Consider the following 18,516-nt stretch of genomic DNA (forward strand, 5'->3'; position numbering starts at 1 on the left):
GGCGTTGTCGTCGGTCACCATGTCCCCCGTGGCCCTTCGGGCACGGGAGGTGCCCCCACCGCCATGGCTCCCTCCTCCGCCTTGCGATCGCACGCACCGGACACCGCGACCCCCGCCCTCCGGGCGGACGCCGATACTTTGCGGACACTCCCTAGAGGCCCGCGGCCTTGCGCAGCGCGTCCACGCGGTCGGTGCGCTCCCAGGTGAAGTCGGGGAGCTCACGGCCGAAGTGGCCGTACGCGGCGGTCTGCGAGTAGATCGGCCGCAGCAGGTCGAGGTCGCGAATGATGGCGGCCGGGCGGAGGTCGAAGACCTCGCCGATCGCGTTCTCGATCCGCTCCACGTCGACCTTGGCGGTGCCGAAGGTCTCGACGAACAGGCCGACCGGCTCGGCCTTGCCGATGGCGTACGCGACCTGGACCTCGCAGCGCGAGGCGAGCCCGGCCGCGACGACGTTCTTGGCGACCCAGCGCATGGCGTAGGCGGCCGAGCGGTCGACCTTGGACGGGTCCTTGCCGGAGAACGCGCCGCCGCCGTGGCGGGCCATGCCGCCGTACGTGTCGATGATGATCTTGCGACCGGTGAGGCCGGCGTCGCCCATCGGGCCGCCGATCTCGAAACGGCCGGTCGGGTTGACCAGCAGCCGGTAGCCCTCGGTGTCCAGCTTGATGCCGTCGTCCAGGAGCTGCTTGAGGACGTGCTCGACGACGAACTCGCGGATGTCGGGGGCGAGCAGCGACTCGAGGTCGATGTCCGAGGCGTGCTGGGAGGAGACGACGACCGTGTCGAGGCGGACGGCCTTGTCGCCGTCGTACTCGATGGTGACCTGTGTCTTGCCGTCGGGACGCAGGTAGGGGATGGTGCCGTTCTTGCGCACCTCGGTCAGCCGCTTGGACAGCCGGTGGGCGAGGTGGATCGGCAGCGGCATCAGCTCGGGCGTCTCGTCCGACGCGTATCCGAACATCAGGCCCTGGTCGCCCGCGCCCTGCTTGTCGAGCTCGTCCTCGTCGCCCTCGACGCGCTTCTCGTAGGCGGTGTCGACGCCCTGCGCGATGTCCGGCGACTGGGCGCCGATCGAGACGGAGACACCGCAGGAGGCGCCGTCGAAGCCCTTCTTCGAGGAGTCGTAGCCGATCTCCAGGATCTTGTTGCGCACGAGCGTGGGGATGTCGGCGTACGCCTTGGTCGTCACCTCGCCGGCCACGTGCACCAGGCCGGTGGTGATCAACGTTTCCACGGCGACGCGGGAGGTGGGGTCCTCCCGCAGCAGCGCATCGAGAATCGTGTCGCTGATCTGGTCAGCGATCTTGTCGGGGTGACCCTCGGTCACGGACTCCGAGGTGAAGAGACGACGGGACACAACGCTCCCTGGGTTTGCAGCGGCTGCTGGCTGATCATTTGCGGACCGGCAGGGGGCTGCGCCCCGCGTCGTTCCGAGGACAGTTTATCGGGCGCTCTCGGCCGTTGGACCAGGTGTCTCGCACGGTGGGAGCGTGATCGGCCACATCTGCCCCACCCGCAGCAGCGGGAACGGCTCGCACCGCGGGCCGGAACGCCGGTTTTCTTGGGGTTTCATCCACCCAAAGGGGCGAATTCAGAAATTCATCCAGTTTTGTCCGAGTCGCCGTCGGCCGGGGCGGCGAGCCGCGGGGCGACCAGGTCCCAGACGGTGTCCGCCAGGGTCTCCTTGGGGCCGTACGGCACGGGCGTCTCCGCACCGTCCGCGGCCAGCACCACGGCCTCGTTCTCCTCGGCGCCGAACGTCTTGCGCTCCCCCACCTCGTTCACCACGAGCAGGTCGCACCCCTTGCGGCGGAGCTTCTCGCGGCCGTTGGCCAGGACGTCGTCCGTCTCTGCCGCGAAACCGACGACCACCTGGTCCGGACGGGCCCGCTCCGCCGAGATCTCGGCCAGGATGTCGGGGTTGCGCACCAGCGCGACGGGGGCCGGCTCCTGGCCGTCCTTCTTCTTGATCTTGCCTGCGGCGTACGCGGCGGGGCGGAAGTCCGCCACGGCCGCGGCCATCACCACGGCGTCCGCGTCGGCCGCCGCCTTGAGCACCGCCTCGCGCAGCTGGACGGCGGTGCCCACGTGGACCACGTCGACGCCCGCCGGGTCGGGCAGGCCCGTGTTGGCCTCGATCAGCGTCACCCGGGCCCCCCGGGCCGCGGCGGTCCTGGCCAGGGCGTACCCCTGCTTGCCGGAGGAGCGGTTGCCCAGGTAGCGCACCGGGTCCAGCGGCTCACGGGTGCCGCCCGCGCTCACCACGACGTGGCGGCCGGCGAGGTCGGGCCGGGCCGCGCCGCCGCGCGCGAGGACCCGGCGGCAGAGCTCGAAGATCTGGTCGGGATCGGGCAGCCGGCCCTTGCCGGTGTCGGCGCCGGTGAGGCGGCCCACGGCCGGCTCGATCACCACGGCGCCGCGGCGGCGCAGCGTGGCGACGTTCTCCTGGGTGGCGGGGTGCTCCCACATCTCGGTGTGCATCGCGGGCGCGAAGACCACCGGGCACCGGGCGGTGAGGAGGGTGTTGGTCAGCAGGTCGTCGGCGAGGCCGTGTGCGGCCTTGGCGAGCATGTCGGCGGTGGCCGGGGCGACGACCACGAGGTCGGCGTGCTGCCCGATGCGGACGTGCGGCACCTCGTGGACGTCCGACCAGACCTCGGTCGAGACGGGATGGCCGGACAGGGCGGACCAGGTGGCGGCGCCGACGAAGTTCAGGGCGGACGCGGTCGGCACGACCCGTACGTCGTGGCCGGACTCGGTGAGCCGCCGCAGCAGCTCGCACGCCTTGTAGGCGGCGATGCCGCCGCTGACTCCGAGGACGACCTTCGGCTTGTCCACTCAACGCCTCCCGGCTCCGTGACTCGTACGAGTCGTACGACTCCATGACACACCACAGGCCCGGCGGAGTGTCCACCGGGCCTGTCGCGATTCGTGCAGTGGGGCGCCTACTGGGCCGGGCCCTCGATGGCCTCGGAGGTCAGCAGACCCGCGTTGATCTCCCGCAGGGCGATCGAGAGCGGCTTCTCGTGGACGTGGGTGTCCACCAGCGGACCGACGTACTCCAGCAGGCCCTCACCGAGCTGCGAGTAGTACGCGTTGATCTGACGCGCACGCTTGGCCGCGTAGATCACGAGGCTGTACTTCGAGTCAGTGGCCTCGAGCAGCTCGTCGATCGGCGGGTTGATGATGCCCTCGGGCGCGGTGATGGAAGAGGACACGCTCTACCTTCCGAAAAACTTCTGGAAAATGGGACAAAGATCAAACAACTTGCATCAAGGCTAGCAGCTCACGGGCTACGTCCTCGACGGAGGTGTTGACCAGGGTGGTGTCGAACTCGGACTCGGCCGCGAGCTCGACCTTGGCCGCTTCCAGGCGCCGCTCGATGACCTCCGGCGGTTCGGTGCCGCGGCCGGTCAGCCGGCGGACCAGCTCGTCCCAGCTCGGCGGTGCCAGGAAGACGAGCTGGGCCTCGGGCATCGACTCGCGGACCAGGCGCGCGCCCTGGAGGTCGATCTCCAGGAGCACGGGCTCGCCCGCCTCGAGCCGCTGGAGCACCGCGCGGCGCGGGGTGCCGTAGCGGTTTCCGGCGAACTCGGCCCACTCCAGCAGCTCGCCGTTGGCGATCAGCTTGTCGAACTCGTCGTCGGCGACGAAGTGGTACTGCACGCCGTCCCGCTCGCCGGGTCGCGGCTTGCGGGTCGTGGCGGACACCGACAACCAGACCTCGGGGTGGACCTTGCGCATATGGGCGACGACCGTGCTCTTGCCGACCCCGGAGGGGCCGGAGAGCACGGTCAGTCGCGGACGTACGTCCGGGGGCTCGGGGGCGGTCCCCCGGGATGTTGCAGCCATGGGGCGATTATTCCAGGTTTACTCCGGTACCCCGGACGTCAGGCCCCGGTGCTGCCGAACTCGCGCTCCAGGGAGGCGATCTGGTTGGAGCCGAGACCCCGCACACGACGGCTCTCGGAGATGCCGAGCCGCTCCATGATCTGCTTGGCGCGGACCTTGCCCACGCCCGGCAGGGACTCCAGGAGGGCGGAGACCTTCATCTTGCCGATGACCTCGTTCTCCTGGCCCTGCTTGATGACCTCCTGGAGCGAGGCGCCGGAGTGCTTGAGTCGATTCTTGACCTCGGCCCGCTCCCGGCGAGCCGCGGCGGCCTTTTCGAGCGCGGCTGCGCGCTGTTCAGGGGTAAGGGGCGGAAGAGCCACGCCTACGTCACCTCGGATGTCGAACTGTCGGATACGGACCGGTGAGGAACCTAGTCGGCCCACACCAGGGGAGCAACGAACAACGCAGTGCACGTTGGCTCTGCGACGGAGACTAGCGGCCATGGCCGCCAGAGTCAGCGAGAACAGCGGAAAAGTCCTGGTCAGCATCGATCTACCCAGACATTCGCGACATAACGACCCGGTTTTGTGTCCAGATTCGAAGCAGGGCACCGGCCCGGCGACCGAACGTGAGGTGCGTCACACCCCGTGACGCCGGAACCCACGGTCACCTCGGGGTGACCGTGGGCTCCGAAGGACTCCCGGAAGGGCCGGGACCGGCGGTGTCAGGCGCCGGCCGCCGCCCGCACCTCGTCCGCGTACCGCTCCGCCGCGGCCCGCAGGGCCGCCGCGTCGGGACCGTGGCGCAGCACGCCCCGGCTGACGCTCGGCACGACGTTGCGCACGGCCGCGCCGAAGACCGCCGGCAGGTCGGCCGGGGTCGCGCCCTGGGCGCCGATGCCCGGGGCGAGGAGCGGACCGTTGATGTCCAGGTCGTACGAGGAGAGGTCGCCGAGCGTGGCGCCCACCACCGCGCCGAACGACCCGAGCGGGGCCTCGCCCGCGTTCTCGGCGGCCAGGTGGGCCAGCATGGTGGCCGCGACGGTCCGCCCGTCCTCGCGGACCGCGCGCTGGACCTCGGCGCCCTCCGGGTTGGAGGTGAGGGCGAGGACGAACAGGCCGCAGCCGTTGTCGCGCGCCAGGTCGACGGCGGGCTTCAGCGAGCCGTACCCCAGGTACGGGGAGACGGTGAGCGCGTCGGCGAAGAGCGGCGAGTCCTTCCGCAGGAACGTCTCGGCGTACGCGGTCATCGTGGAGCCGATGTCGCCGCGCTTGGCGTCCAGGACGACCAGGGCGCCCGCGTCGCGCAGGTCCGCGACGGCCCGCTCCAGCACCGCTACGCCGCGCGAGCCGAACCGCTCGAAGAACGCGCTCTGCGGCTTGAAGACGGCCACCCGGTCGGCGAGGGCGTCGACGACCGTGCGCGTGAAGCGCTCCAGGCCTTGGACGTCGTCGTGCAGGCCCCACGCGGACAGCAGCGAGTCGTGCGGGTCGATCCCGACGCACAGCGGGCCACGGGAGTCCATGGCGTGCCTCAGACGGGCACCGAAGGGTTCGAGCGGGCTCATACGGCGGCCTTTCGGGTGTCGGCGCCGACGGCCTCGGCGAGGGTGGCGTACGGGGAGGCGTTCAGCCGGGCCGCGAGGCCCTTGTGGACGGCCCGGGCGTAGAAGGGGCCCTCGTAGACGAAGGCGCTGTAGCCCTGCACCAGGGTGGCACCGGCCAGGATGCGCTGCCAGGCGTCCTCGGCGTTCTCGACGCCGCCGACGCCCACGAGCGTGATGCGGTCGCCCACGCGCGCGTACAGGCGGCGCAGCACCTCCAGGGAGCGCTCCTTGAGCGGCGCCCCGGACAGTCCGCCGGTCTCGCCGGTCAGGCGGGCCGGGGACTTCAGGCCCTCGCGGGCGATGGTGGTGTTGGTGGCGATGATGCCGTCCAGGCCCAGCTCGACGGCGAGGTCGGCGACGGCGTCGACGTCCTCGTCGGCCAGGTCGGGGGCGATCTTGACGAGCAGCGGGACGCGGCGGTCGGTGACCGTGCGGTCGGCGGCCTCGCGGACGGCCGTCAGAAGGGGCCTGAGGGACTGAGTGGCCTGGAGGTTGCGCAGACCCGGGGTGTTGGGCGAGGAGACGTTGACGACCAGGTAGTCGGCGTGGCGGGCGAGCCGCTCGGTCGACTTCACGTAGTCGGCGGCGGCCTCGGCCTCCGGGACGACCTTGGTCTTGCCGATGTTGACGCCCACGACGGTGCGGAAGACCGGCACGCGCGCGTGGAGGCGGGCAGCGACGGCGGCCGAGCCGTCGTTGTTGAAGCCCATGCGGTTGATCAGGGCGCGGTCCTGCACGAGGCGGAAGAGGCGCTTCCTGGGGTTGCCGGGCTGCGGTTCGCCGGTGACCGTGCCGATCTCGACGTGGTCGAAGCCGAGCATCGCCATGCCGTCGATGGCGACGGCGTTCTTGTCGAAGCCGGCGGCCAGTCCGAACGGGCCGTGCATCCGCAGGCCGAAGGCCTCGGTGCGCAGCTCCTTGTACCGGGGGGCCAGGGCGGCGGCGAGGAAGGTGCGCAGCACGGGGACGCGGGCGGCCAGCCGGATCCAGCGGAAGGCCAGGTGGTGGGCCTGCTCGGGATCCATGCGGGTGAAGAACAGCCGGAAGAAGAGCTTGTACATGGTGTGTGGTGTCCTCATGAGGAGGGGGACACCGTTTGCCGGTGTCCCCCTCGTGGGCTGCTAGTCGCGGGCCGCGATCAGGTGCTGTGCGTGTTCCTGGAGGGAACGGACGCCCACTCCGCCGTGGTTCAGCGCGTCGATGCCCTGGACGGCGGCGGCGAGCGCCTGGACCGTCGTCAGGCACGGGACGCCGCGCGCCACGGCCGCGGTGCGGATCTCGTAGCCGTCGAGGCGGCCGCCGGTGCCGTACGGGGTGTTGACGATGAGGTCGACCTCGCCGTCGTGGATGAGCCGGACGATGGTCTTCTCGCCGCCGGGGCCCTCGCCCTCGGACTGCTTGCGCACGACGGTGGCGTTGATGCCGTTGCGCTTGAGGACCTCGGCGGTGCCGGAGGTGGCCAGCAGCTCGAAGCCGTGGGCGACCAGCTCGCGGGCCGGGAAGATCATCGAGCGCTTGTCGCGGTTGGCGACCGAGATGAACGCGCGGCCCTTGGTGGGCAGCGGGCCGTAGGCGCCGGCCTGGGACTTGGCGTACGCGGTGCCGAAGACCGCGTCGATGCCCATGACCTCGCCGGTGGAGCGCATCTCGGGGCCGAGGACGGTGTCCACGCCGCGCCCGTGCACGTCGCGGAAGCGCGACCAGGGCATCACGGCCTCCTTGACGGAGATCGGCGCGTCCAGCGGCAGGGTGCCGCCGTCGCCGTTCTTCGGCAGCAGGCCCTCCTCGCGCAGCTCGGCGATGGTGGCGCCCAGCGAGATGCGGGCGGCGGCCTTCGCCAGCGGCACGGCGGTCGCCTTGGAGGTGAAGGGCACGGTCCTGGAGGCGCGGGGGTTGGCCTCCAGCACGTACAGGATGTCCCCGGCCATGGCGAACTGGATGTTGATCAGGCCGCGCACGCCGACGCCCTTGGCGATCGCCTCGGTGGAGGCGCGCAGCCGCTTGATGTCGAAGCCGCCGAGCGTGATCGGAGGCAGGGCGCAGGCGGAGTCGCCGGAGTGGATGCCGGCCTCCTCGATGTGCTCCATGACGCCGCCGAGGTACAGCTCGGTGCCGTCGTAGAGGGCGTCGACGTCGATCTCGATGGCGTCGTCGAGGAACCGGTCGACCAGCACCGGGCGGGTCGGGGAGATCTCGGTGGACTCGGCGATGTACGCCTCCAGGCGCGCCTCGTCGTAGACGATCTCCATGCCGCGGCCGCCGAGCACGTACGACGGGCGTACGAGGACGGGGTAGCCGATCTCGTCGGCGATGGCCTTCGCGCCGGCGAAGGTGGTCGCGGTGCCGTGCTTGGGGGCGGGCAGCCCGGCCTCGGCGAGGACCTGGCCGAAGGCGCCGCGGTCCTCGGCGGCGTGGATGGCCTCCGGGGAGGTGCCGACGACCGGCACGCCGTTGTCCTTGAGCGCCTGGGCGAGGCCGAGCGGGGTCTGGCCGCCGAGCTGGACGACGACGCCCGCGACGGGGCCGGCGAGGGTCTCGGCGTGGACGATCTCCAGCACGTCCTCGAGCGTCAGCGGCTCGAAGTACAGGCGGTCGGAGGTGTCGTAGTCGGTGGAAACCGTCTCCGGGTTGCAGTTGACCATCACGGTCTCGTAGCCGGCGTCGCTCAGGGCGAAGGAGGCGTGGACGCAGGAGTAGTCGAACTCGATGCCCTGGCCGATGCGGTTCGGGCCGGAGCCGAGGATGATCACCGCGGGCTTCTCGCGCGGGGCGACCTCGCTCTCCTCGTCGTACGAGGAGTAGAAGTACGGGGTCTTCGCGGCGAACTCGGCGGCGCAGGTGTCGACCGTCTTGTAGACCGGCCGGACGCCGAGGGCGTGGCGGACCTCGCGGACGACGTCCTCGCGCAGGCCGCGGATCCCGGCGATCTGGGCGTCGGAGAAGCCGTGGCGCTTGGCCTCGGCGAGCAGCTCGGGGCCGAGCTTCTCGGCGGCGGCGAGCTCGTCGGCGATCTCCTTGATCAGGAACAGCTGGTCGACGAACCAGGGGTCGATCTTCGTGGAGTCGAAGACCTCCTGCGGGGTGGCGCCGGCGCGGATGGCCTGCATGACCGTGTTGATGCGGCCGTCGGTGGGCCGCACGGCCTCGCGCAGCAGCTCGTCCTTGTCGCCGGGCTCGCCGGTGAAGGTGAACTGGCTGCCCTTCTTCTCCAGCGACCGCAGCGCCTTCTGGAGCGCCTCGGTGAAGTTCCGGCCGATGGCCATGGCCTCGCCGACCGACTTCATCGTGGTGGTCAGCGTGGAGTCGGCGGAGGGGAACTTCTCGAAGGCGAAGCGGGGGGCCTTGACGACGACGTAGTCGAGGGTCGGCTCGAAGGAGGCCGGCGTCTTCTCGGTGATGTCGTTGGGGATCTCGTCGAGGGTGTAGCCGACGGCGAGGCGGGCGGCGATCTTCGCGATCGGGAAGCCGGTGGCCTTCGACGCGAGCGCGGAGGAGCGCGAGACGCGCGGGTTCATCTCGATGACGATGACCCGGCCGTCCTCGGGGTTGACCGCGAACTGGATGTTGCAGCCGCCGGTGTCGACGCCGACCTCGCGGATGATCGCGATGCCGACGTCCCGGAGGATCTGGTACTCGCGGTCGGTGAGGGTCATCGCCGGGGCGACGGTGATCGAGTCACCGGTGTGCACGCCCATCGGGTCGAAGTTCTCGATGGAGCAGACGACCACGACGTTGTCGTGCTTGTCGCGCATCAGCTCCAGCTCGTACTCCTTCCAGCCGAGGATGGACTCCTCCAGGAGCACCTCGGTGGTGGGCGACAGCGTGAGGCCCTGGCCGGCGATGCGGCGCAGCTCCTCCTCGTCGTGGGCGAAGCCGGAGCCGGCGCCGCCCATGGTGAAGGAGGGGCGGACGACGACGGGGTAGCCGCCGAGCGTCTCGACGCCCTTGAGGACGTCGTCCATGGAGTGGCAGATCACCGAGCGGGCGGACTCGCCGTGGCCGATCTTGGCGCGGACGGCCTCCACGACGCCCTTGAACAGGTCGCGGTCCTCGCCCTTGTGGATCGCCTCGACGTTGGCGCCGATCAGCTCCACGCCGTACTTCTCCAGGACACCCTGCTCGTGCATGGAGATGGCGGTGTTGAGCGCGGTCTGGCCGCCCAGGGTGGGCAGGAGCGCATCGGGGCGCTCCTTGGCGATGATCTTCTCGACGAACTCGGGCGTGATCGGCTCGACGTAGGTGGCGTCGGCGATCTCCGGGTCGGTCATGATCGTCGCGGGGTTGGAGTTCACCAGGATGACCCGCAGGCCCTCGGACTTGAGGACGCGGCACGCCTGGGTGCCGGAGTAGTCGAACTCGGCGGCCTGGCCGATGACGATCGGGCCGGAGCCGATGACCAGGACGGACTGGATATCGGTGCGCTTAGGCACGCTCGGCCTCCATCAGGGATACGAAGCGGTCGAAGAGGTACGCGGCGTCGTGCGGGCCGGCGGCCGCTTCGGGGTGGTACTGGACGCTGAAGGCCGGCTGGTCGAGCAGCTGGAGGCCCTCCACCACGTTGTCGTTGAGGCAGACGTGGGAGACCTCGGCGCGGCCGAAGGGGGTGTCGGACACGGTGTCGAGGGGGGCGTCGACGGCGAATCCGTGGTTGTGCGCGGTGACCTCGACCTTGCCGGTCGTACGGTCCTGCACGGGCTGGTTGATGCCGCGGTGGCCGTACTTCAGCTTGTAGGTGCCGAAGCCGAGCGCGCGGCCCAGGATCTGGTTGCCGAAGCAGATGCCGAACAGGGGCGTCCGGCGGGCCAGGACGGCCTGCATGACGGAGACGGGGCCGTCGGCGGTGGCGGGGTCGCCGGGGCCGTTGGAGAAGAACACACCGTCGGGGTTGACGGCGTAGACGTCCTCGGCGGTGGCGGTGGCGGGCAGGACGTGCACCTCGATGCCGCGCTCGGCCATCCGGTACGGGGTCATGCCCTTGATGCCGAGGTCGACGGCAGCGACGGTGAACTTCTTCTCGCCGATGGCCGGGACGACGTACGGCTCCTTGGTCGCCACCTCGGCGGCCAGGTCGGCGCCCTTCATCTGCGGGGCGGCCTGGACCTTGGCGAGCAGGGCGGCGTCGTCCGCGACGGCCTCGCCGGAGAAGATGCCGACGCGCATGGCGCCGCGCTCGCGCAGGTGGCGGGTGAGGGCGCGGGTGTCGACGCCGCTGATGCCGACGACGCCCTGGGCGGCCAGCTCCTCGTCGAGGGTGCGGCGGGAGCGCCAGTTCGACGGGACGCGGGCGGGGTCGCGGACCACGTACCCGGAGACCCAGATCCTGCCGGACTCGGGGTCCTCGTCGTTGACGCCGGTGTTGCCGACGTGCGGGGCGGTCATCACGACGACCTGGCGGTGGTACGACGGGTCGGTCAGCGTCTCCTGGTAGCCGGTCATGCCGGTGGAGAAGACGGCCTCGCCGAAGGTCTCCCCCACGGCCCCGTAGGCACGGCCGCGGAAGATGCGGCCGTCCTCCAGGACGAGTACGGCGGGAACCTTGGTTCCCCGGGTGGAGGTGGTCATCGTGCGGTGCCTTCCGTCGTGGTGGTCATGGTGTTCAGGGTCTCGACCCAGGTGGTGTGCTCGGCCGCCCGGTCGGAGCGGAAGCCGGAGTCGATCAGGGTGTCGCCGTGCTCCCAGGTGACGACCAGCAGGCCGCCCTCCGCGAGGACCTTGCCGGCGATGCCCTTGTCGAGCCGGGCCCCGCGCAGCCGGCCGGCCGGGACGAAGAAGTCGCGCGCCCCGGGGCGGACGACCTCCAGGCCCTCGTCGGTGAGCGTCAGCTCGACGCGGCTGCGGGTACCCAGGCCGTGGGCGACGATCCGGTCGAGCCACTGCCCGGCGGTGGTGGAGCCGTGGTAGCGGCCGCTCATCGTCAGTCTCGCCGTACCGGGCGCCTCCGGCGCGGTGGGGAGGTCCGGGAGGCCGGACTGGAGGCTGCCGCGCCACTTCCACCCCTGGCGCATCAGCCAGTAGACGAGCGCGATGAAGAGCAGCAGTCCGGCGACCCAGCCGAGCCGGGCGGCCCAGTCGGTCACCTCCGCCGACTTCGGCTCGGCGGCGAGTTCGATCAGAGGTGTCACGCCAGCTTCCCGTCCATGAGCGTCGCCCGGCCCCGCAGGAAGGTGTGGGTGACGCGCCCCGGCAGCTCGCGGCCCTCGTAGGGCGTGTTGCGGCTGCGGGAGGCGAAGCCCGCGGGGTCCACCGCTCCACGGTATGCCGGATCGACCAGGGTGAGGTTGGCGGGCTCACCAGCCGAGACGGGGCGGCCGTGGCCGGTGGCGCGGCCGATGCGGGCGGGGGCGAACGACATGCGGTCGGCGACGCCCGCCCAGTCCAGCAGGCCGGTGTCGACCATCGTGTGCTGGACCACGGAGAGCGCGGTCTCCAGGCCGACCATGCCCATGGCGGCGGCGGCCCACTCGCAGTCCTTGTCCTCGTGCGGGTGCGGGGCGTGGTCGGTGGCGACGATGTCGATCGTGCCGTCGGCCAGCGCCTCGCGCAGCGCCATCACGTCGCGCTCGGTCCGCAGCGGCGGGTTGACCTTGTAGACCGGGTTGTACGAGCGGACCAGCTCGTCGGTGAGGAGCAGGTGGTGCGGGGTGACCTCGGCGGTGACGTCGATGCCGCGCGACTTGGCCCAGCGGACGATCTCGACGGAGCCGGCGGTCGACAGGTGGCAGATGTGGACGCGGGAGCCGACGTGCTCGGCGAGCAGCACGTCGCGGGCGATGATCGACTCCTCCGCGACGGCCGGCCAGCCGCCGAGGCCCAGCTCGGCGGAGACGACGCCCTCGTTCATCTGGGCGCCCTCGGTGAGGCGGGGCTCCTGGGCGTGCTGGGCGACGACGCCGCCGAAGGCCTTCACGTACTCCAGGGCGCGGCGCATGATCACGGCGTCGTCGACGCACTTGCCGTCGTCGGAGAAGACGGTGACGCCGGCCGCGGACTCGTGCATGGCGCCCAGCTCGGCGAGCTTCCTGCCCTCCAGACCGACGGTGACGGCGCCGATGGGCTGCACGTCGCAGTACCCGTGCTCCTGGCCGAGCCGGTAGACCTGCTCGACGACACCGGCGGTGTCGGCGACCGGGAAGGTGTTGGCCATGGCGAACACGGCGGTGAAGCCGCCGCTCGCGGCCGCCCGGGTACCGGTGAGGACCGTCTCGGAGTCCTCGCGGCCCGGCTCGCGCAGGTGCGTGTGGAGGTCGACCAGGCCCGGGAGGAGAATCCTTCCCTCGGCCTCGACGACGGTGGCGTCACCGGCCGGCAGGTCCGTGCCGACCCCGGCGATCGTCTCGCCGTCGATCAGGACGTCCTGGGCCTCGCCGCCCAGTACCCGCGCACCACGGATCAGGATCTTGCTCATCGTTCTTACTTCTCCTCGGTACGGGTGTGGGCGACGGCGGACTCGTTGCCGCCGAGCAGCAGGTACAGGACGGCCATGCGGATGGAGACGCCGTTGGCGACCTGCTCGACGACCGTGCAGCGGCCGGAGTCGGCGACCTCGGCGGTGATCTCCATGCCGCGCACCATCGGGCCGGGGTGCATCACGACGGCATGTTCCGGCATCTTCGCCATGCGGTCGCCGTCGAGGCCGTAGCGGCGGGAGTACTCGCGCTCGGTGGGGAAGAACGCGGCGTTCATGCGCTCGCGCTGGACGCGCAGCATCATCACGGCGTCGGACTTCGGCAGGGTGCTGTCGAGGTCGTACGACACCTCGCAGGGCCAGTTCCCGACGCCGACCGGGACGAGCGTGGGCGGGGCGACGAGGGTGACCTCGGCGCCGAGGGTGTGCAGCAGGTCCACGTTGGAGCGGGCGACCCGGCTGTGCAGGACGTCGCCGACGATGGTGATCCGCTTGCCGGCCAGGTCCTGGCCCAGCCCGGCGTCCCGGCCGACCAGCCGGCGGCGCATGGTGAAGGCGTCCAGCAGGGCCTGCGTGGGGTGCTGGTGGGTGCCGTCACCCGCGTTGATGACGACGGCGTCGATCCAGCCGGAGGTGGCCAGCCGGTACGGGGCGCCCGAGGCGCCGTGCCGGATGACGACGGCGTCGACGCCCATGGCCTCCAGGGTCTGCGCGGTGTCCTTGAGCGATTCGCCCTTGGAGACCGAGGAGCCCTTGGCGCTGAAGTTGATGACGTCGGCGGAGAGGCGCTTCTCGGCGGCCTCGAAGGAGATGCGGGTGCGGGTCGAGTCCTCGAAGAAGAGGTTCACGACGGTGCGGCCGCGCAGGGTGGGCAGTTTCTTGATCGGCCGGTCGGCGACCCGGGCCATCTCCTCGGCGGTGTCGAGGATGAGGACGGCGTCGTCGCGGGTGAGGTCGGCGGCCGAGATGAGGTGGCGCATCATCTGGGGGTTTTCTCCGGTGTGGTGGAGGCAGGAGGGCCGAGCGGGGCCCGTCCGGGACAGGCCCGGCGGGCATGCGGGCGCGCGGCGGCGGCACGCCGTACGACGGGGTCGTACGGCGGTGCTACCGCTCGCCGGCCGGAGCGGTGGGGGCGGTCTCCCGCACGCCGAGCAGCACGGTGTCGCGACCGTCCTCCTCGGAGAGCTGGACCTTGACCGTCTCCCGCAGCGACGTGGGGAGGTTCTTGCCGACGTAGTCGGCGCGGATCGGGAGTTCGCGGTGCCCGCGGTCGACGAGGACCGCGAGCTGGACGGCGCGCGGGCGGCCGATGTCGCCGAGCGCGTCGAGGGCGGCGCGGATGGTGCGGCCGGAGAAGAGCACGTCGTCGACGAGGACGACGAGGCGCCCGTCGATGCCGTCGCCGGGGATCTCGGTGCGGGCCAGCGCGCGGGCGGGCCGCATGCGCAGGTCGTCCCGGTACATGGTGATGTCGAGCGAGCCGACCGGCGTCCTGCGGCCGGTGATCTGCTCGAGCTTGTCGGCGAGGCGGCGGGCGAGGAAGACGCCACGCGTGGGGATGCCGAGGAGGACCACGTCGTCGGCGCCCTTGGCGCGCTCGACGATCTCGTGGGCGATACGGGTCAGTACCCGCGCGATGTCGGGGCCCTCGAGGACGGGGCGCGCGGCACCGGACTGCTGAATGGCGTCCATAAGAAACGGACCTCCTTCTCCGCCTCACGGGACGGACCTTAAAGGACGTCGGAATTGCGCCACCCACGGTACCAGGGCCGCGGAGCTGCGCGGATCCGGCCCCGGCAAGACCGTCGGTACGGACCATTCGGCTTGACGCAGCCAAGTAACGCTGCGTAACCTCACAGTGAGTTACCAGCCTTCGTCCCGGGAGCTATATGTCCAGCGAATACGCAAAACAGCTCGGGGCCAAGCTCCGTGCCATCCGCACCCAGCAGGGCCTCTCCCTCCACGGTGTGGAGGAGAAGTCCCAGGGCCGCTGGAAGGCCGTGGTGGTCGGTTCGTACGAGCGTGGCGACCGTGCCGTGACCGTGCAGCGCCTCGCCGAGCTGGCCGACTTCTACGGCGTCCCGGTGCAGGAGCTGCTGCCGGGCACCACGCCGGGCGGAGCCGCCGAGCCGCCGCCGAAGCTCGTCCTGGACCTGGAGCGCCTGGCGCACGTCCCCGCGGAGAAGGCGGGCCCGCTGCAGCGGTACGCGGCGACGATCCAGTCCCAGCGCGGTGACTACAACGGCAAGGTGCTGTCGATCCGCCAGGACGACCTGCGCACCCTGGCGGTCATCTACGACCAGTCGCCCTCGGTGCTGACCGAGCAGCTGATCAGCTGGGGCGTGCTGGACGCGGACGCCCGCCGCGCGGTGGCGCACGAAGAGGCCTGACCACCGGGCCCCACCACAGCAGAAACGTTGCCGCCGGGCGCGGGGGGCCTTCGGGCGCTCCACGCACCCGGCGGCTCTTGTCTGCCCCGGGGCCGCGTCCGGCATGCCGAAGGGCCCGCCGCGCCGGATGCGCTGCGGGCCCTTCGGGCGGAACGGAGGTCCGGGATCAGTCCCGGCGGAGCTTCGGCTTGAGGTCCTTGAAGCGGGCCATCATGCCGTTGACGAACGACGGGGACTCGTCGGTGGAGAACTCCTTGGCGAGCTGCACCGCCTCGTCGATCACCACCGCGTCCGGCGTGCCGTCCACCCAGACGAGCTCGTACGCACCGAGGCGCAGGATGTTGCGGTCCACGACCGGCATCCGGTCGAGCGCCCAGCCCTCCGCGTAGGTGGCGATGAGCTCGTCGATCCGGCCGGCGTACTGCGCGTACCCCTCGACGAGCTCCATCGTGTACTCGCTGACCGGCGGCTGCCGGTCGTCGGACCGGGCGTGCCGGACCCAGTCCGCGAGGACCTCCTGCGCGGACGCACCGCGCTGGTCGGCCTCGAAGAGGATCTGGAAGGCGCGCTTACGGGCCTTGTTCCGGGCAGCCACGGTTAGCTGTTCACCCGGCCGAGGTAGCCGCTGTCGCGGGTGTCGACCTTGATCTTCTCACCGGTGGTGATGAAGAGCGGGACCTGGATCTGGTGGCCGGTCTCCAGGATGGCCGGCTTGGTGCCGCCGGTGGAGCGGTCGCCCTGGACGCCCGGCTCGGTCTCCTGGATCGTCAGCTCGACGGCGGCGGGGAGCTCGACGTAGAGCACCTCGCCCTCGTGCGTGGCGACGGTGGCGGTGAAGCCCTCGATCAGGAAGTTCGCGGCGTCGCCGACGGCCGCGCGGGAGACGTGCAGCTGGTCGTACGTCTGCATGTCCATGAAGACGAAGTACTCGCCGTCCATGTACGAGAACTGCATGTCGCGGCGGTCGACGGTGGCCGTCTCGACCTTCACACCGGCGTTGAACGTCTTGTCGACGATCTTGCCGGAGAGCACGTTCTTGAGCTTGGTGCGCACGAAGGCCGGGCCCTTGCCGGGCTTGACGTGCTGGAACTCGACCACGGACCAGAGCTGGTCGTTGTCGAGCTTGAGCACCATGCCGTTCTTGAGGTCGTTCGTGGAAGCCACGGTTGCGGAATCTCCTGGACTGACGCTGGTGGACGACCGAGGCGTGGTGCGTCACGCGCTACAGCGCGAGCAGCTCCTTGGTCGTGATGGTGAGTAGCTCGGGTCCGCCGTCCGCCTCCTGGCGTACGACGAGCGTGTCATCGATCCGGACGCCGCCCCGGCCCGGGAGGTGGACCCCCGGTTCGACGGTGACCGGCACGCAAGCGTCCAGTTTACCCATGGCGCCGGGTGCCAACTGCGGGTCCTCCTCGATTTCGAGCCCCACGCCGTGTCCGAGGACGGGTGGGACGCACTCGCCGTACCCGGCGCCGTCCAGGATCTGCCGGGCCGCCCGGTCCACGTCGCGGTAGGCCCTGCCCGGGGTCAGGGATTCGCGGGCGGCCCGCTGAGCGGCGAAGACGAGGTCGTACAGCTCGATCTGCCAGTCCGCGGGCGAGGTGCCGATGACGAACGTCCGGCCGATCTCGCAGCGGTAGCCGCGGTAGTTGGCGCCCAGGCAGACGGAGAGGAAATCCCCTTCCTCGACGCGGCGGTCGGAGGGGCGGTGGCCGCCACGGCCCGCGTTGGGGCCCGTCGCCACGGAGGTGGCGAACGCCGGGCCGTCGGCGCCGTGGTCCACCAGCCGGCGCTCCAGTTCGAGGGCGAGGTGGCGTTCGGTGCGACCGACGAGGATGGACTCCAGCAGTTCCCCGAGCGCCTGGTCGGTGATCTCCGCGGCGATCCGCAGACAGGTGATCTCGTCCTCGTCCTTGACGATTCGTTCCTGCTCGATGGCGGTCCCCAGGTCCGCCAGGCGTACCCGGGGCTCGACCGAGCCCATCGCCCGGTGGCGGGCCACGCTCAGGTGGTGCTCCTCCACGGCGAGCACGTCCGCCCCCTCCTGGCGGGCGAGGCCGACGGCCGCGACCGCCGGGTCCGTTCCGGTCCCGGGCAGGACCACGAGCCGCAGCCGCTCGTCGAGGCGCCCCTCCACGGGGTCGCCGGTCGGCGTGCGGGGGCAGAGCAGGACGTCGTCGCCGGCGCCCACCAGCAGGACGGCGCCCGGCGGCGCGCCACCCGCGAGATACCGGACGTTGGCGGGGCGGGAGACCAGGGCCGCCGCAGAGCCGGACGCCGCGCACCGGTCGCGCAGCCGCCCTCGGCGGTCCGCAAACACCTCTGACATGCCCCGAGCCTACGAGTGCCCGCGCCGCTCGGCAGGTCGGGCGGGACCGACCGGGGCGCCGGGGCCGCCCGGGAGGCCGGGCAACCGGCGGCTGCGGGGCCCGGATCGTGCCCGCGCGTGCCCCGGGGGAGCGGTGGGGAGCCGTGGGAGCCGCCGGTGGGAGGTGCGGCCGGGTGGCCCTGCCGTCACCCCGTCGGACGAGCGCCGGTAGTCAACCGCGGAAACGGGGGTATCCGGCGGACCGGACACATTCGTCACGGTTCGAAGGAGTCGCCCATGCCGACCACCACTGCCACCAAGACCACCGACGTCGTCGAGCTGATCCTGCGCGACCACCGCCGGATGGAGGAGCTGTTCCGGGCGATGCGGAACGTCCAGGCGGACCGGGCCGGGGCGCTCCAGGAGTTCGCCGCCCTGCTCGTGGCCCACGCCGAGGCGGAGGAGAGCGAGGTCTACCCCGCGCTGCGGCGCTTCAAGAACGTCGACGACGAGGACGTCGAGCACAGCGTGCACGAGCACCAGGAGGGCAACGAGGCCCTGCTGGCACTCCTGGAGGTGGAGGACACCGGCTCCGAGGAGTGGGACGAGAAGCTGGAGGAGCTGGTCACCGCCGTGAACCACCACGCGGACGAGGAGGAGCGGACGCTCCTCAACGACGCGCGCGAGAACGTCCCGGACGAACGGCGCGCCGAACTCGGTGCGGCGTTCGAGGAGGCCCGCGGCCGGCACCTGGCGGCCGACTGCGGCAGCGTGGAGAACGTGCGCCGGCTGGTGGAGGGTTCCTCCCACTGAGGTGTGACCGAAGGGCGGCCGGCGTGACGGAGCGGCGCCCCGGACGGGATCCCGTCCGGGGCGCCGCTCCGTCATGCCGGGCCGGCCGCGCGGGACCGCCGAGCACAGGACCGGCCGCGCGGGGAGAACCGGCGCCGCCTAGGGAGTGTCCGCAAAG

Annotated in this window: 18 protein-coding genes; 2 read left to right on the top strand and 16 right to left on the bottom strand. The window is 71.3% G+C overall.

The window, feature by feature from the left end:
* Positions 1-151: 151 nt before the first annotated feature.
* From metK to pyrR, 13 genes are all read right to left on the bottom strand, one after another.
* Positions 152-1,360 (bottom strand): methionine adenosyltransferase, encoded by a 1,209-nt coding sequence (metK, locus tag A4V12_RS05135; protein ID WP_064068011.1) that lies wholly within the window; start codon positions 1,358-1,360, stop codon positions 152-154.
* Positions 1,361-1,602: 242 nt separating this feature from the next.
* On the bottom strand, positions 1,603-2,841 hold the full coding sequence (gene coaBC, locus A4V12_RS05140; RefSeq protein ID WP_064068012.1) for a bifunctional phosphopantothenoylcysteine decarboxylase/phosphopantothenate--cysteine ligase CoaBC: 1,239 nt from the start codon (positions 2,839-2,841) through the stop codon (positions 1,603-1,605).
* A 107-nt stretch (positions 2,842-2,948) separates the two neighbouring features.
* Positions 2,949-3,221, bottom strand: coding sequence for a DNA-directed RNA polymerase subunit omega (gene rpoZ / locus A4V12_RS05145; RefSeq protein WP_005319902.1), 273 nt, complete (start codon positions 3,219-3,221; stop codon positions 2,949-2,951).
* 40 nt (positions 3,222-3,261) lie between these two features.
* Positions 3,262-3,855: a guanylate kinase gene (gmk, locus tag A4V12_RS05150; protein ID WP_064068013.1), complete on the bottom strand. Its 594-nt coding sequence runs from the start codon at positions 3,853-3,855 to the stop codon at positions 3,262-3,264.
* 38 nt (positions 3,856-3,893) lie between these two features.
* The gene (locus tag A4V12_RS05155; protein ID WP_064068014.1) at positions 3,894-4,217 is read right to left on the bottom strand and encodes an integration host factor; all 324 of its coding nucleotides are present in this window, start codon (positions 4,215-4,217) and stop codon (positions 3,894-3,896) included.
* Between the two features lie 344 nt (positions 4,218-4,561).
* Positions 4,562-5,404, bottom strand: coding sequence for an orotidine-5'-phosphate decarboxylase (gene pyrF / locus A4V12_RS05160; RefSeq protein ID WP_064068015.1), 843 nt, complete (start codon positions 5,402-5,404; stop codon positions 4,562-4,564).
* Complete coding sequence (locus A4V12_RS05165; RefSeq protein ID WP_064068016.1) at positions 5,401-6,504, bottom strand: quinone-dependent dihydroorotate dehydrogenase; 1,104 nt, start codon at positions 6,502-6,504, stop codon at positions 5,401-5,403. Before A4V12_RS05165 ends, pyrF begins: the two co-directional genes overlap by 4 nt.
* A gap of 60 nt (positions 6,505-6,564) precedes the next feature.
* Positions 6,565-9,873 (bottom strand): carbamoyl-phosphate synthase large subunit, encoded by a 3,309-nt coding sequence (gene carB / locus A4V12_RS05170; protein WP_064068017.1) that lies wholly within the window; start codon positions 9,871-9,873, stop codon positions 6,565-6,567.
* Positions 9,866-11,005 (bottom strand): glutamine-hydrolyzing carbamoyl-phosphate synthase small subunit, encoded by a 1,140-nt coding sequence (gene carA, locus A4V12_RS05175; protein WP_064068018.1) that lies wholly within the window; start codon positions 11,003-11,005, stop codon positions 9,866-9,868. Before carA ends, carB begins: the two co-directional genes overlap by 8 nt.
* Complete coding sequence (locus A4V12_RS05180; protein WP_064068019.1) at positions 11,002-11,565, bottom strand: hypothetical protein; 564 nt, start codon at positions 11,563-11,565, stop codon at positions 11,002-11,004. The genes carA and A4V12_RS05180 overlap by 4 nt, the downstream gene beginning before the upstream one ends.
* Positions 11,562-12,848, bottom strand: a complete 1,287-nt coding sequence (locus A4V12_RS05185) for a dihydroorotase (protein ID WP_064068020.1) — start codon at positions 12,846-12,848, stop codon at positions 11,562-11,564. Before A4V12_RS05185 ends, A4V12_RS05180 begins: the two co-directional genes overlap by 4 nt.
* 5 nt (positions 12,849-12,853) lie before the next feature.
* A complete protein-coding gene (locus tag A4V12_RS05190) occupies positions 12,854-13,831 on the bottom strand; it encodes an aspartate carbamoyltransferase catalytic subunit (RefSeq protein WP_064068021.1) in 978 nt (325 codons plus the stop codon).
* A gap of 121 nt (positions 13,832-13,952) precedes the next feature.
* On the bottom strand, positions 13,953-14,540 hold the full coding sequence (gene pyrR / locus A4V12_RS05195) for a bifunctional pyr operon transcriptional regulator/uracil phosphoribosyltransferase PyrR (protein ID WP_064068022.1): 588 nt from the start codon (positions 14,538-14,540) through the stop codon (positions 13,953-13,955).
* A gap of 197 nt (positions 14,541-14,737) precedes the next feature.
* Here pyrR and bldD point away from each other — a divergent pair, with 197 nt between their 5' ends.
* Positions 14,738-15,238, top strand: a complete 501-nt coding sequence (gene bldD, locus A4V12_RS05200) for a transcriptional regulator BldD (protein ID WP_064068023.1) — start codon at positions 14,738-14,740, stop codon at positions 15,236-15,238.
* A gap of 166 nt (positions 15,239-15,404) precedes the next feature.
* On the opposite strand, the gene nusB is transcribed toward bldD, so the two are convergent.
* Genes nusB through A4V12_RS05215 form a run of 3 tightly spaced genes read right to left on the bottom strand, consistent with a single transcriptional unit; the run spans position 15,405 to position 17,567 of the window.
* Positions 15,405-15,833, bottom strand: a complete 429-nt coding sequence (nusB, locus tag A4V12_RS05205) for a transcription antitermination factor NusB (RefSeq protein ID WP_064068024.1) — start codon at positions 15,831-15,833, stop codon at positions 15,405-15,407.
* A 2-nt stretch (positions 15,834-15,835) separates the two neighbouring features.
* Positions 15,836-16,402, bottom strand: coding sequence for an elongation factor P (efp, locus tag A4V12_RS05210; protein WP_064068025.1), 567 nt, complete (start codon positions 16,400-16,402; stop codon positions 15,836-15,838).
* Between the two features lie 58 nt (positions 16,403-16,460).
* The gene (locus tag A4V12_RS05215) at positions 16,461-17,567 is read right to left on the bottom strand and encodes an aminopeptidase P family protein (RefSeq protein ID WP_064068026.1); all 1,107 of its coding nucleotides are present in this window, start codon (positions 17,565-17,567) and stop codon (positions 16,461-16,463) included.
* A gap of 276 nt (positions 17,568-17,843) precedes the next feature.
* On the opposite strand from A4V12_RS05215, the gene A4V12_RS05220 reads away from it, so the two are divergent.
* Complete coding sequence (locus A4V12_RS05220; RefSeq protein ID WP_064068027.1) at positions 17,844-18,359, top strand: hemerythrin domain-containing protein; 516 nt, start codon at positions 17,844-17,846, stop codon at positions 18,357-18,359.
* Positions 18,360-18,516 lie beyond the last annotated feature (157 nt).

The organism is Streptomyces noursei, assembly GCF_001646665.1.
Classification (GTDB): Bacteria; Actinomycetota; Actinomycetes; order Streptomycetales; family Streptomycetaceae; genus Streptomyces; species Streptomyces lavendulocolor.